The following is a 13,909-nucleotide window of genomic DNA, read 5'->3' on the forward strand; positions in this document are numbered from 1 at the left end:
CCCAGTCAGAGCGGTACGAGGTCGTCGGCGTGCACCACGGGTCGCTGCATCTCCGGCGGTAACTCGGTTGTCGACTTCCCCAGGATGTCGTTGATCTCGGTGGAGTCGTAGGCCACCACGCCCCGCGCTACGGGACGCTCCTCGGGGCCGAGCAGGGAAACCACGTCGCCGCCGTAGAACCGGCCCGAAACGGCAGTGATGCCCGCGGGCAGCAGCGACCGCCGCTTGGTGACGACGGCACGGACCGCGCCCTCGTCGATGTGGAGGATTCCCTGTTCGTCCGCGGCATGCCGCACCCAGAACTTGCGTGCGGACAGCCGGGTGGGCCGAGCCGCGAAAGCTGTTCCCACGGCGGCGTCCTGCAGCGCCGCACCCGCCTCCGACGCTGCCGCGAGCAACACCGGCACACCGGCATCCGAGGCGAGGCGGGCCGCGGACAGTTTGGACGCCATGCCGCCCGTCCCGAGGGCACCACCCGAACCGGCGACCACTCCGTCGAGGTCCTCGGGGCTGTTCACTTCCGGGATCAGAGTGGCGTTCCCCTTGCGTGGATCGCCGTCGTAGAGACCGTCGACGTCCGACAACAGGATGAGTGCGTCGGCACCGACCAGGTGCGCCACGAGCGCAGCGAGGCGGTCGTTGTCACCGAACCGGAGTTCGGCGGTGGCGACGGTGTCGTTCTCATTGACGATCGCCACGGCATGCAGCGCCCGCAAACGGTCCAGGGTCCGCTGGGCATTGCGATGCTGCGCACGGCGCGCGATGTCGTCGGCGGTGAGCAGCACCTGCCCCACGGTGCGGCCGTACCGGGAGAAGGACGTTCCCCAGGCGTGGGCCAGGGCCAGCTGCCCGACACTTGCGGCGGCCTGCTTGGTGGCCAGGTCGCGGGGTCGCCGCGTGAGACCCAGTGGCGCCAGACCGGCGCCGACGGCACCGGACGACACCACGATCACGTCGGAGCCGGCACGCATCCGTGCCTCGATTGCGTCAGCCAGCGCATCGAGACGACCCACGTCGAGTCCGCCGACCAGGCTGGTCAGCGCTGACGATCCGATCTTCACGACAATGCTGTCGGCCGACGCAATCGTGCGCCGGGTGGCGCTCACTGCTCTTCGGGGTCGAGGCCTTCGAGACCGCGACGGATCCTGTGTGCGTGCTTGCGCTCCGACGCGCCGATACGTTCCACCTGATCGAGACGTGGGTCGGTACCGCGGCCGGTGCGAGTGAGATCGACACCTGCGGGCGTCTGAGGTTCCCAGTCGAAACTCACGTCACCGATCGTGACGGACGCGCCGGGTTCGGCTCCCTGCTTGACGAGGGCGTCCTCCACTCCGAGTCGAGCGAGACGGTCGGCCAGATAACCCACAGCCTCGTCGTTGTCGAACTGGGTCTGCCGCACCCAGCGCTCGGGACGCGTTCCCCGGACGATGAAGCCGCCTGGCACCTGCGGGTCGGCTATAACGCTGAAGCTGTTGTCCTTGTTGGCAATCGGGCGAATCACGGGCCGCTTGGGGACTTCCGGCGGATGCGCCGTGCGGTACTCCTCGACAAGTTTCGCCAACGCGAAGATCAGCGGACGCAATCCTTCGCGGCTCACCGCGGAGATCGTGAACACCGGCCAACCGCGGGCCTCGAGGTCGGGGGTCACCATCTCGGCCAGCTCAGCAGCTTCCGGAATGTCCGCCTTGTTGAGGACCACGATGCGAGGACGATCGGCGAGGTCACCGAGGCTGGCGTCACTGGACAGCGCGGGTTTGTAGGCCGCGAGCTCAGCTTCGAGGGCGTCGATGTCGGAGATCGGGTCACGACCGGGGTCGAGGGTCGCACAGTCGACGACATGCGCCAGCACAGCACAGCGCTCGAGGTGGCGCAGAAAGTCCAGACCCAGGCCACGTCCCTCGCTCGCCCCGGGGATCAACCCTGGCACGTCGGCGACGGTGAAGGTGGTATCACCGCTGGACACGACACCGAGGTTGGGGACGAGAGTGGTGAACGGGTAGTCGGCGATCTTGGGCTTTGCCGCCGAGAGCACGGACACGAGGGAGGACTTGCCGGCCGAGGGAAAGCCTACGAGCCCGACGTCGGCGACAGACTTGAGTTCGAGGACGAGCTCGCGTTCGACGCCGTCCTCGCCGAGGAGGGCAAAGCCGGGCGCCTTGCGTGCCTTGGAAGACAGCGCGGCGTTTCCGAGCCCACCACGCCCACCCTGGGCGGCCTCGAACCGGGTGCCGATACCGATCAGGTCGGCGAGAACCTTGCCGTTCTCGTCGAGGACGACGGTGCCGTCCGGGACCTTCAGGACGAGGTCGTCACCTTGGGCGCCGTCCCGGTTACTTCCCATCCCCTGCTTGCCGTTGGTGGCCTTCGCATGGGGATGGAAGTGGAAGTCGAGGAGGGTGTGGACATTGCCGTCCACCTCGAGCACCACGTCACCGCCACGCCCGCCGTTACCGCCGTCCGGGCCGCCGAGCGGCTTGAACTTCTCCCGGTGTACGGAGGCGCAGCCGTTGCCGCCTTTGCCGGCGCTGACGTGCAGCACGACGCGGTCGATGAATCGGGACATGACTGCCGGATCCTTCCTCAGTCAATAAATGAACTCTGAAAAAACAATAGGGGCGGACCGGGTATCTCGACCCTGGTCCGCCCCTATTCGGGAGCTTGGTACGTCCTATGTCAGGACGGTACATACTCGCGGCAGGACTAGGCCTCTGCCGCCGCCGGAACGATGTTCACGGTCTTGCGTCCACGCTTGGTGCCGAACTCGACGGCACCGGCGGAGAGAGCGAAGAGCGTGTCGTCGCCGCCACGTCCGACGTTGACGCCGGGGTGGAAGTGGGTTCCGCGCTGACGCACCAGGATCTCGCCGGCGCTGACGGACTGACCGCCGAAGCGCTTCACGCCGAGTCGCTGTGCATTTGAATCGCGCCCGTTACGGGAGCTGGATGCACCCTTCTTATGTGCCATGTTTCTTGACCCTCCTCGGGTGAAATCAGCTCTGAAGCTCTAGTTACTTGATACCGGTGACCTTGAGGACCGTCAGCTTCTGCCTGTGGCCCTGACGCTTGTGGTAGCCGGTCTTGTTCTTGAACTTGTGAATGCGGATCTTCGGGCCCTTGGTGTGCTCGACGACCTCGCCGGTGACCGAGATGTTGGCCAGCTTGTCGGCATCGGTGGTCAGATCGGATCCGTCGACGACGAGAACGGGAGCAAGCGAGACAGCAGTGCCGGGCTCACCCTCGATCTTCTCGACCTTGACGAGGTCACCAACAGCGACCTTGTACTGCTTTCCGCCGGTCTTGACGATCGCGTACGTTGCCATCGGAGGGCTACCCCTTGCTTCTTCGAACTTGCTCGCGCCACGAAGTGCGCGACTGGTCTGTTGGTACGGCTAGCTCGGTCGAGATCGCGCAGCCTTCACAAGTGAAGGCACAGCTGACCCTTATCGCCGAGTAGCGACTGGTCAAGGTTACAGGAAGGCAACCGTTCCATACAAACTGGGCGGATTGCCTTCCCGCAGCTCTGATCAGCTGTCGGCGTCCACCGGCGGACCGGCGGGACGCGCCGCTGCGCGACGCCGCTGCCGACGAGGCGCAGGCTGCACACCCGTGCCGGTGGGCGAGGAACCGGCCGACCCGCTCGGCGCCGATGAGGACATCGCCGGTTCCGGAGTTGATTCCGGAGCCCTCTCCGACCGAGACTCCGACTCCGACTCCGACGAGGCAGGAATCACGAAGACGGTGCCCGCTGCCGGGGTTTCGGACACCGGTGCGGCCGCTGCCCTCGACACTCGGCGACTACGACGCCGCTGCGGAGTCACGGGTCCGGATGTCACAGCAGGTTCCTGTGCGACAGCAGGTTCCGGTGTCACCGCAGTCTCCGGCGTCACCGCAGTTTCCGGCGTCACGGGCTCGACCACGGGTTCCGGTGCGGGCACTGCTTCGTCGGCGACGGCCGCCGGTGCCTCGGCAACAGCTTCTTCGATTCCGGCCAGGTCCGCCGTGGGCGTCCCCTCCGTCGTCTGCTCCGCCGCGGTAGAAGCGACGAACGGTTGCTCCGTAGCCTCGGCGGCCACCGCGGCCGGAGCATCCACCTGCGCCGCCTCGGCAGCACGCACGTCGTGCACAGCCTCGCTACGAGGTGCGTCGTGCACAGCCTCGTCACGAGCGTGCTGCGCTGCCGTTTCGCGGGGCCGCTCGGGCGCTGCCGCGTCCTCGTGATGGTGGTGCGCCATCGCCAGAGCCACCGGATGCGCCCGCTTCACGGTCGCATCCACGGCCGGGACGACAGCCTCCTGCGGGGGCGTCGGCGACACATCGGCACCGGCGGACTTGTCGCGACCGCGCTTCTTGCGGGAGCCGCCGGCGTCGCCGCGGGAGGACCCCCGTGCCCCGTTGTCCTCGGAGACCTTCGCGTCGATCGGCTCGGTGTGGACGATGATTCCGCGTCCGTGGCAGTGCTCACAGGTGGTGGAGAACGCCTCGACGAGGCCGGTACCCAACTTCTTACGGGTCATCTGCACCAGGCCGAGGGACGTGACCTCCGACACCTGGTGGCGGGTGCGGTCGCGGCCGAGGGCCTCGGTGAGACGTCGCAGCACCAGGTCCCGGTTCGATTCGAGCACCATGTCGATGAAGTCGACGACGATCATGCCGCCGATGTCGCGCAGGCGCATCTGCCGCACGATCTCCTCGGCGGCTTCGAGGTTGTTACGAGTGACGGTCTCCTCGAGGTTGCCGCCGGCGCCCGTGAACTTGCCGGTGTTGACGTCGACCACGGTCATGGCCTCGGTGCGGTCGATCACGAGCGTGCCACCCGACGGCAGCCACACCTTGCGGTCCAGTGCCTTGGCCAGTTGCTCGTCGATGCGGTGCGCTTCGAAGACGTCGATACCGTTGTGTCCGGTGTGCTGCTCGAGCCGCGGCAAGAGGTCGGGAGCCACGGACTTGATGTAGGACTCGACCGTCGACCACGCCTTCTCACCCTCGATGACGAGTTTGGAGAAGTCCTCGTTGAACAGGTCGCGAATCACCTTGACCAGCAGGTCCGGCTCCTCGTAGAGCGCCTGCGGGTTCCCGGACTTGCCGGCGTCCGCCTTGGCGGCCTGCTCTTCGATTCCGGCCCACTGCTCCTGCAGACGGGTGACGTCACGCGCCAGCTCTTCCTCGCTCACACCTTCGGAGGCGGTGCGGATGATCACACCGGCGTCCGCCGGAACAATGTCGCGGAGGATGTCCTTGAGGCGCTTGCGTTCCGTGTCGGGCAGCTTGCGGCTGATTCCGGTGGAGGTGCCGCCCGGCACATACACGAGGAATCGGCCGGCCAGGCTGATCTGCGTGGTCAGCCGCGCACCCTTGTGCCCGACCGGATCCTTGCTCACCTGCACGAGGACCTGGTCGCCCGGCTTGAGCGCCTGCTCGATCTTGCGGGAGTTCCCACCGAGCCCGGCGGCCTCCCAGTTGACCTCACCTGCATACAAGACGCCGTTACGGCCGCGGCCGATGTCGATGAACGCCGCCTCCATGCTCGGCAGAACGTTCTGCACACGTCCGAGGTACACGTTCCCGACCATGGAGGCCGACGCGGACGTGGTCACGAAGTGCTCGACGAGAACCCCGTCCTCGAGAACCGCAACCTGCGTGGTGGCGTGGGGCTGCCCGGTGGCGATCCGGTCACGGACCACCATGACGCGGTCCACCGCCTCGCGGCGAGCCAGGAATTCCGACTCGGTGAGAATCGGCGGGCGACGGCGGCCGGCATCGCGACCGTCGCGGCGACGCTGACGCTTCGCCTCGAGTCGTGTCGACCCGGTGATGCCTTGGACTTCGTCCTTCGCCCGGCTCTTGTTGCGGGGCTCACGCTCGTGGACGACGGTATTGGGCGGATCGTCCTCGGAAACGCTCTCGCCGGAAGCATCGGTACCTGACTTGCGCCGACGACGGCGGCGACGGCGACGGCTCGAACCGTCCGAGTCGGCGTCGCCGGAATCCTCGTCACCGGTCTGATCCGAATCCGTCTCGTCCGACTCCGCGGCCTCGGCCTCGGCCGGCTCCGTCTCGGCTGCTTCGGCGGATTCGCGGGCAGGCTTCTCGGCGGTCTTCTCGTCCCCCGCCTTCTCTTCCCCTGTCTGCTCGACCGTGTCGACAGTGTCCGAGGACTCGGTGTCCGAGTCGGTCTCGGTGCCCTGCTCGTTCTGCTGCTCGCCGCGGCCGCGGCCACGGCCACGGCGTCCCCGGCGGCGGCGCCGCGGCTGGTCGCCATCGGCATCGGCATCGTCGGATTCGGCTTCTGTGGTTCCGGTGTCGGCGGACCGTGCGGGCTCAGCGGGGACGTCCCGCTTCTCGGGGGCGGGTTGCGCCTGCTCGGACGCGGCGTCCGGCGTTCCGGCGTCCCGACGGCTGCGACGACGACGCGGCGTCTCGACCGCAGCGGGGTCGGGCTGCAGGAACAAAGGAACCTGCGCGACGGCGGGAGTGGTCTCGGGGCCGGGCTCCGCTGCGGGGGCTTCGACCTCGTACGCCGAGGTCGTGAACAGGTCGCGGCCGAGTTCCTTCTCAGCCCGTACCTGGTCGGGCGCGCTCGCCTCGGGTGCGGCGTCCTCGACCGCCGCCGCCGGCTCGGCTGCAGCTACTGGCTCGGCTGCAACTACCGGCTCGGCCTCGACGGCCTGTTCGGCTTCAGCGACCGGTTCGGCTTCAGCCGCCGGTTCAGCTTCGGCGACCCGTTCTGCTTCAGCTGTCGGTTCTGCTTCAGCTGTCGGCTCGGCTGCAGCTACCGGCTCGGCTTCGACGGCCTGCTCCGGTTCGGAAACGGCCTCAGGGGCGACTGCCGGTTCTGGTTCAGCCGCCTGCTCGGGCTCAGGAACGGCCGGTTCTGGTTCAGCCGCCTGCTCGGGCTCAGGAACGGCCGGTTCGGCCTCGACGGCCGGCTCAGGGATGTCGGCGGGCGCGAACGCTAAGTAAACGCGCTCGGCTACCTCACGTTGAAGACTGGACTGCGCGCTGCGCAGTTCGGTTCCGAGGGCCGCAGCCTCGGCGAGAACCTGCTTGCTGGTGACGCCCAGGATCTTGGCCAGAGCGTGGACGCGCATCTTTTCCGGAAGAACAGGAACCGTACGTCCTGCGCTGTCGGCGTTCGGTTCTGAATTTATGGGCGGCGCTTGATCGGCCACGTAGTCTCCTCAGCCCCCGGGCGCGTCCACTCCCCTGTCTGGGAATGTCACGCGGCCACGCGAGGGCGCAGTGTGTGTACTCGCGCCACTGCTGTGAGCGCGAGATTGTCTGGTCTCGCTCCACACGGCGCATGCAGTGTCCGTTTTCACTGCACATCCATGTAGTGCCTTGCGGATGGCGTGAGTCCGCGACGCGAGCGCCTGATCATCCAGCTTGCCGATCCGCCCAGGGACTTCCTGTTGACGTAGGGGCAGCGATGAAGGGCATCGAGCCGAGGTGTCATCCGGTCGAAGCCGCGTGAAGCACAATTTGCGGTTCAACCGCCCTCAGTATCCCACACGTGTGCCGCACTCCGTGCCAGCGGCGCACCGATCCGTCTGCAACACGTTCTGACGGACGCCACGCCGCGGCGCGGGAAGCATTGGTCAGCGTCAGGCGAGGTGCGGGAACCAGAGGGCGATCTCCCGCTCAGCCGACTCGACCGAGTCGGAACCGTGCACCAGATTATTCTGGGCTTCCAGCCCGAAGTCGCCGCGGATCGTTCCCGGCAACGCCTTCTCCACGGGGTCGGTGCCGCCGGCCAGCTGACGGAACGCTGCGATTGCCCGCGGACCCTCGAGTACCGCCGCGACGAGCGGTCCCGAGGTGATGAACTCGAGCAGGCTCGGGTAGAACGGACGTCCTTCGTGTTCGGCGTAGTGGGTTGCCGCGACGTCGGTGGGTGCGGTGCGCAGGTCGAGCGCAGAGATCGTCAAACCCTTCCGCTCGATCCGACCGAGGATTTCTCCTACATATCCGCGGGCAACAGCATCAGGCTTGATCAGTACAAGGGTGCGCTCAGTCACGGCGGACAGCCTAAATGGTCAGTCCCGTTGCCCAGGAAGCAGGCCCCGCTCCATTCTTTCTCGAACATTCTTCCGAAAGTAGAGAAGGTATCCCCACAGGATGGCGAAGACCACGCCGACCGCGCCGATCGACACGTGCACGAAGAAGCCGAAAAGGAGCGCGACCTGCAGCAAGAGGTTGTAGGTCATCGCCCAGGACCGGCCTTGCAGGCCGGCTCCGAGGATCATCAGCACGGCGAGACCCACCAAGTAGGAACCCGACACCCAGGTGATTCCCCCACCCACGGTGGCGACGACGGGCAGGGCGAGGAGCACGACGATCGCTTCGAGGACCAGCGATCCGGCGACCACACCGCGGAAACCTTTCCAGGGATCCTTGGCCGGCGGGCCGAAGTCCGGGGCACTCGAATCTGGCTCGCTCACGCTGGGTCCTTTCCGAAGAGGGTGCGGGCCGAACCGGCGGTCACCACGGATCCGGTGACCACCACGCCCGCACCCGATACTGCCTCACCCGGTTCCGCAACTTCCTCGGCCAGACCGATGGCTGTCTCCAGCGCATCCGCGAGAGTGGGAGACACAACGACGCGCTCGTCACCGAATTTCGCGACCGCCCGATTGGCGAGGTCCTCGACGTCCATGGCGCGAGGCGAGCCGTTGTGGGTCACCACAAGTTCGTCGAAAACGGGCTCCAGCGCTGCGAGGATGCCCTCGACGTCCTTGTCCCCCATGACGCTGACGACCCCGACGAGCTTGCGGAAGTCGAACTCGGCGGTGAGCGCCGCGGCGAGCGCCCTTGCGCCGTCGGGGTTGTGGGCGGCGTCGAGGAAGACGGTGGGGGCGCTGCGCACACGCTCGAGGCGACCGGGGTTGACCACCGAGGCGAAGGCCGTCCGAATCGCCTCCTGATCGAGTTGGCGGTCGGGGCCGGCACCGAAGAACGCCTCGACGGCAGCCAGTGCGAGAGAGGCGTTGCGCGCCTGATGTTCTCCGTGTAGTGGCAGGAAGATGTCCGTGTACACGCCGCCGAGGCCCTGCAGTTCCAACTGCTGACCGCCGACGGCGATCTGCCGCGCCAGGACAGTGAATTCGGCCCCTTCCCGAGCCACGGCAGCGTCGACCTCCACGGCTCGGCGCAGGAGCACGTCCATGACCTCGGGCGTCTGCTCGGCGATGATGGCGACCGCGTCGCGCGGCACGACGGCATCCTCGCGACCCTTCTTGATGATCCCGGCCTTCTCCGCGGCAATTCCGGCGAGATCGTCGCCGAGATACTCGGCATGGTCGAGGCTGACAGGTGTGATCACGGCGACCTCGCCGTCGATCACATTCGTCGCATCCCAGCGCCCGCCGAGACCCACCTCCACCACGGCCACATCGACCGGCGCTTCGGCGAAGGCCGAGTAGGCCATCGCGGTGAGTACTTCGAACTTGCTCATCCGCGGCCCACCCGCAGCTTCCGACTGCTGGTCGATCATCTGAACGTAGGGTTCGATCTCGCGGTAGGTGTCGACGTACCGCCGGGGTGACACCGGACGCCCGTCGATACTGATCCGCTCCGTGGCGAGCTGCAGGTGGGGACTGGTGGTGCGTCCCGTCCGGCGGTGCAGTGCGGTCAGCAGGGCGTCGATCATCCGCGTCACCGACGTCTTGCCGTTGGTTCCGGTGACATGGATAGCGGGGTATCCCCTCTGTGGCGAACCGAGCACGTCCATCAACGCTGCGATCCGAGTGAGAGAGGGTTCGATCTTCGTCTCGGGCCAGCGTTTGTCGAGTTCCGCCTCGACCAATGCCAGTTCGGCGAGGTCGACCGGGCTGACTTTCTCCGGCGGGGAGTCGGGCGAGGTCACGCGCCTTCCAGCTCCTTCAGTCGCTTGGTGATGCGTTCGATCTCTTCGGTGGCGATCTGCCGGCGGGTGCGGATCTTCTCCACGACAGCGTCGGGAGCCTTCGCCAGGAATGCCTCGTTGGACAGCTTTGCGGCAGTGCCCGCGAGTTCCTTCTCCGCCGCAGCGAGGTCTTTCTCGAGCCGGGCCTTCTCCGCGCCGAGGTCGACGTTCCCGGAGGTGTCGAGGTCGACGGTGACGGTGCCCTTGCTGAGGCGCACCTCGACGGACGCCGATACCTCGAAACCCTCCTCCGGCGCCGTCAGCCGTGCCAGCGACGTGATGGCGGCGACCTGGGTGTTCAGGTCCGCCTCCACGATGCCGCTCACGCGGGCAGGCACGCGCTGCGAGGGCTTGAGCCCCTGATCACTGCGGAAACGGCGCACCTCGGTCACGAGGCGCTGCATGTCCTCGATGCGCTGGGCTGCAACCGGATCCGCCGCCGCGCCGGTGCTCTGCGGCCATTCTGCGACAACGACGGATTCACCGCCCGTCAGCGCCTTCCACAGCGTTTCGGTGACGAACGGAATCACCGGATGCAGCAGCCGGAGCACAGCGTCCAGCACGGTGCCCAGAACGCTTCGGGTGGTCGCGGCAACGGTGTCGTTCTCGGCGAACTGCACCTTGGCCAACTCGAGATACCAGTCGCAGACCTCATCCCACGCGAAGTGGAACAGCGCCTCGCAGGCCTTGCTGAACTCGTAACGGTCGAAAGCTGCATCGACCTCGCCGCGCACCTGCTCGAGACGGTCGAGGATCCACCGGTCGGCGTCGGTCAGCTCCCCGCGATCGGGAAGCGGAGCGGGCGCAGCGCCGTTCATCAACGCGAACTTGGTCGCGTTGAACAATTTGGTGGCGAAGTTCCGCGACGATTGCGCGTGATCCTCACCGACCGACAGGTCGCTGCCGGGGTTGGCACCGCGGGCGAGAGTGAAGCGGAGCGCATCGGCGCCGAAGCGGTCGACCCAGTCGAGGGGATCGATGCCATTGCCCCGCGACTTCGACATCTTCTTGCCGAACTGGTCGCGGACGAGGCCGTGCAGGAAAACGTCTTCGAACGGAACCTGCGGGCCGGACTTTCCGGCCGCAAGGGCCTCGTCCTCCGACACGTAGGTGCCGAACATCATCATCCGCGCCACCCAGAAGAACAGGATGTCGTACCCGGTGACGAGAACGCTGGTGGGATAGAACTTTTCGAGCTCGGGGGTCTTCTCCGGCCAGCCCATGGTCGAGAACGGCCACAGTCCGGAAGAGAACCAGGTGTCGAGAACATCGGGATCCTGCTCCCAGCCCTCGGGCACGGTCTCGTCGGGCCCGAAGCACTCCACCTGACCGTCGGGTCCATACCAGATGGGAATCCGGTGGCCCCACCACAGCTGGCGCGAAATGCACCAGTCGTGCATGTCGTCGACCCAGGCGAACCATCGTGGCTCCTGGCTCGTCGGGTGGATCACGGTGTCGCCGTTGCGCACCGCATCGCCGGCCGCCTTCGCGAGGGACTCGACCTTCACCCACCACTGCAGCGACAGGCGCGGTTCGATGGACTCACCGCTGCGCTCCGAGTGGCCGACACTGTGGAGATACGGGCGCTTCTCGGCGACAACGCGGCCCTGCTCGGCCAGCGCCTCTCGCACCTTGACCCGCGCCTCGAAACGATCGAGTCCGTCGAATTGAGTTCCTGTGTCGGCAATTTTGCCGGTCTTGTCCATGATGGTCGGCATCGGCAGGTTGTGCCGAAGACCCATCTCGAAGTCGTTGGGGTCGTGCGCCGGCGTGATCTTCACTGCACCGGTACCGAATTCGGGATCGACGTACTCGTCCGCGATGATCGGGATGTCGCGCCCCGTGAAGGGGTGCTCGAGCGTCGTTCCGATCAGGTGCTTGTACCGCTCGTCGTCCGGGTGGACGGCCACGGCGGTATCACCGAGCATCGTCTCCACGCGGGTGGTGGCGACCACGACGTGCGGTTCGTCGTCGTTCAACGAGCCGTAACGAAGCGACACCAGCTCGCCCTCGACGTCCTCGAACTTCACCTCGATGTCGGAGATGGCGGTCTGCAGCACGGGCGACCAGTTGACGAGACGCTCGGCCCGGTAGATGAGGCCGTCGTCGTACATCCGCTTGAACATGGTCTGGACGGCCCGGGACAGTCCCTCGTCCATGGTGAAACGGTCGCGGCTCCAGTCGACGCTGTCGCCGATGCGGCGCATCTGCCCACCGATGGTTCCGCCGGACTCGCGTTTCCAGTCCCACACCTTGTCGATGAAGAGTTCGCGGCCGAAATCTTCCTTCGTTTTGCCGTCGGCGGCGAGCTGCTTTTCCACCACGCTCTGGGTGGCGATGCCGGCGTGGTCCATGCCGGGCAGCCACAGCACTTCGTAGCCCTGCATGCGCTTGCGGCGACTCAGTGCGTCCATCAACGTGTGGTCGAGTGCGTGACCCATGTGCAGACTGCCGGTCACGTTGGGCGGCGGCAGCACGATGGAGTAACCGGGCTTGCTGCTGGAAGGATCCGCACGGAAGTAACCGGCGTCTACCCAGCCCTGATACAGGTCGGCCTCGACGGAGCTGGGATCCCAGCTCTTCGGGAGGGCATCGGCGCGGTTCTGGGAATTTTCGGGAGCTGCACTGGTCACCCGTCGAGTCTAGTGAACGCGGACGCGACCCTCGAACGTGCGGGCCGCCGAGAGCGACCGACAGCGGTGTAGGGCTGCCGACTGCTGCTCTCTACCGGTCGCTGAACAGTGTGAGGTGAATCTCGGTTGCCGTGGGATGGTGGGCGTCCACGGACTGCGCCGGCTCGTCGCCCTCGTCTCCACGCGGGAGGGGCGTGGTTCCGGTAGGCGGGTGCTGCTCGGAGAAGAGCTGCACATGCTGGTTGGTCAAGGTTTCCTCCGGTTCGTCTGCCGTAGCGGGCCGCGGCAGTTCCGCTGATTGAAGCGGGTGGGGGCCGTGTACACATCTCCGGGTTCCCGAGATTCGGTCCGGCCTCTATGTCGAGTATGCCCCCAACTCGCTGCGGACCGCGCAGTTGACGCTGCAACACGCGCACCAATCGTTCGCTACGACCGCTCGGCGTCCCGCTTTGCGATCGCAAGCTGCATCTCCCAGCCTCGGGAATTGTCGTCGAGAGCGGCAGCCCGTCGTTCTGCACTCGCATACAGTGCGTCGAATCCACTCTCGACGACCCGCAGCATCGTGCCGTCGCGGTGCTCGGGCAGGAAGAATTCGACCAGCGTGGAGTTGCCCTCGTTCAGGGGCGCACCAGGCTCGTCTCCCCCACGGAACGAGACGTAGTGCGGAGCGTCGGCCCGGACGGGCAGAACGAGGAACCGTCCGTACGGCGGGTATTCGACTACGTAGACGTCGCCCTCACGAACGATGGTGCGTGCACTCGGGTCTCCGTCACCGATGAACCAGCCGGGCTCGCTCACCAGCCGGTACACCCGCTCCACTGGGGCCGCGATGAAGATTTCGCGTTCGATCCGGTCGGTCGACACCCCGGAAGTGCTCATGATCATCCTCACCTCGCCGCATATGTGCTACCCCAGGGTTGCACATTAATGGCCGTTGCGCAACCCACTGGTTGCACAGACGGCGAGGTGTCGGGGGGGTCCTTCAACGGAAAACCGCACCGCACCCCCGAACGGCGGTGCGGTGCGGTTCCCGAGGCAGTGTCAGCTGAAGTGAGCCAGCAGGGCGTCACGCTGGCGATCACCCAGGCCACGAAGGCGCCGAGTCGGGGCGATCTCGAGGTTGGCCATGATTTCCTGAGCCTTGACCTTGCCGATCTTGGGCAGAGCCTCGAGGATGGCGCTCACCTTGGTCTTGCCGATGATGTCATCCACGTCGGCCTTGGACAGGACCTGCTTGAGAGTGACGTCACCCGACTTGAGCTTGCCCTTCAGTTCTGCACGCGCACGTCGAGCGGCTGCGGCCTTCTCGAGAGCTGCGGCCCGCTGTTCGTCAGTGAGCTGGGGAAGTGCCACGATGTCTCCTTCATTTCGGGGTG

Annotated in this window: 12 protein-coding genes; all 12 read right to left on the reverse strand. The window is 66.5% G+C overall.

What is annotated here, in order from left to right:
* Positions 1-5 precede the first annotated feature (5 nt).
* The 12 genes from proB to mihF all read right to left on the reverse strand — a co-directional run bounded on the left by proB (position 6) and on the right by mihF (position 13,886).
* A complete protein-coding gene (gene proB, locus L1080_RS14085; RefSeq protein WP_159921393.1) occupies positions 6-1,106 on the reverse strand; it encodes a glutamate 5-kinase in 1,101 nt (366 codons plus the stop codon).
* The gene (gene obgE, locus L1080_RS14090; RefSeq protein WP_250771380.1) at positions 1,103-2,563 is read right to left on the reverse strand and encodes a GTPase ObgE; all 1,461 of its coding nucleotides are present in this window, start codon (positions 2,561-2,563) and stop codon (positions 1,103-1,105) included. Before obgE ends, proB begins: the two co-directional genes overlap by 4 nt.
* Positions 2,564-2,700: 137 nt before the next feature.
* On the reverse strand, positions 2,701-2,964 hold the full coding sequence (gene rpmA, locus L1080_RS14095; RefSeq protein ID WP_005248077.1) for a 50S ribosomal protein L27: 264 nt from the start codon (positions 2,962-2,964) through the stop codon (positions 2,701-2,703).
* A 43-nt stretch (positions 2,965-3,007) separates the two neighbouring features.
* Positions 3,008-3,319: a 50S ribosomal protein L21 gene (gene rplU / locus L1080_RS14100; RefSeq protein ID WP_109328917.1), complete on the reverse strand. Its 312-nt coding sequence runs from the start codon at positions 3,317-3,319 to the stop codon at positions 3,008-3,010.
* A gap of 204 nt (positions 3,320-3,523) precedes the next feature.
* Positions 3,524-7,168 carry a translation initiation factor IF-2 N-terminal domain-containing protein gene (locus L1080_RS14105; RefSeq protein ID WP_374433854.1) on the reverse strand — a complete coding sequence of 1,215 codons (3,645 nt, stop codon included), beginning with the start codon at positions 7,166-7,168 and terminating at the stop codon, positions 3,524-3,526.
* Positions 7,169-7,600: 432 nt separating this feature from the next.
* Positions 7,601-8,014: a nucleoside-diphosphate kinase gene (ndk, locus tag L1080_RS14110; RefSeq protein ID WP_250771377.1), complete on the reverse strand. Its 414-nt coding sequence runs from the start codon at positions 8,012-8,014 to the stop codon at positions 7,601-7,603.
* An 18-nt stretch (positions 8,015-8,032) separates the two neighbouring features.
* A complete protein-coding gene (locus L1080_RS14115; protein ID WP_109328911.1) occupies positions 8,033-8,437 on the reverse strand; it encodes a DUF4233 domain-containing protein in 405 nt (134 codons plus the stop codon).
* A complete protein-coding gene (gene folC, locus L1080_RS14120; RefSeq protein ID WP_308202145.1) occupies positions 8,434-9,861 on the reverse strand; it encodes a bifunctional tetrahydrofolate synthase/dihydrofolate synthase in 1,428 nt (475 codons plus the stop codon). Before folC ends, L1080_RS14115 begins: the two co-directional genes overlap by 4 nt.
* Positions 9,858-12,533, reverse strand: a complete 2,676-nt coding sequence (locus L1080_RS14125; protein WP_250771374.1) for a valine--tRNA ligase — start codon at positions 12,531-12,533, stop codon at positions 9,858-9,860. The genes folC and L1080_RS14125 overlap by 4 nt, the downstream gene beginning before the upstream one ends.
* Positions 12,534-12,624: 91 nt before the next feature.
* Entirely contained in the window at positions 12,625-12,783 is a 159-nt protein-coding gene (locus L1080_RS14130) for a hypothetical protein (protein WP_159921383.1), read from the reverse strand.
* A gap of 176 nt (positions 12,784-12,959) precedes the next feature.
* Complete coding sequence (locus tag L1080_RS14135; RefSeq protein ID WP_374433848.1) at positions 12,960-13,412, reverse strand: SRPBCC family protein; 453 nt, start codon at positions 13,410-13,412, stop codon at positions 12,960-12,962.
* A 162-nt stretch (positions 13,413-13,574) separates the two neighbouring features.
* Positions 13,575-13,886, reverse strand: a complete 312-nt coding sequence (gene mihF / locus L1080_RS14140) for an integration host factor, actinobacterial type (protein ID WP_109328903.1) — start codon at positions 13,884-13,886, stop codon at positions 13,575-13,577.
* Positions 13,887-13,909: the final 23 nt, after the last annotated feature.

The organism is Rhodococcus sp. MSC1_016, assembly GCF_023667485.2.
Lineage (GTDB): Bacteria > Actinomycetota > Actinomycetes > Mycobacteriales > Mycobacteriaceae > Rhodococcus_F > Rhodococcus_F oxybenzonivorans.

Bases quoted from the DNA above. Each gene is read 5' to 3' on its own strand.
- obgE (WP_250771380.1), bottom strand. From the start codon at position 2,563: ATGTCCCGATTCATCGACCGCGTCGTGCTGCACGTCAGCGCCGGCAAA.
- rpmA (WP_005248077.1), bottom strand. From the start codon at position 2,964: ATGGCACATAAGAAGGGTGCATCCAGCTCCCGTAACGGGCGCGATTCA.
- rplU (WP_109328917.1), bottom strand. From the start codon at position 3,319: ATGGCAACGTACGCGATCGTCAAGACCGGCGGAAAGCAGTACAAGGTC.
- L1080_RS14135 (WP_374433848.1), bottom strand. From the start codon at position 13,412: ATGAGCACTTCCGGGGTGTCGACCGACCGGATCGAACGCGAAATCTTC.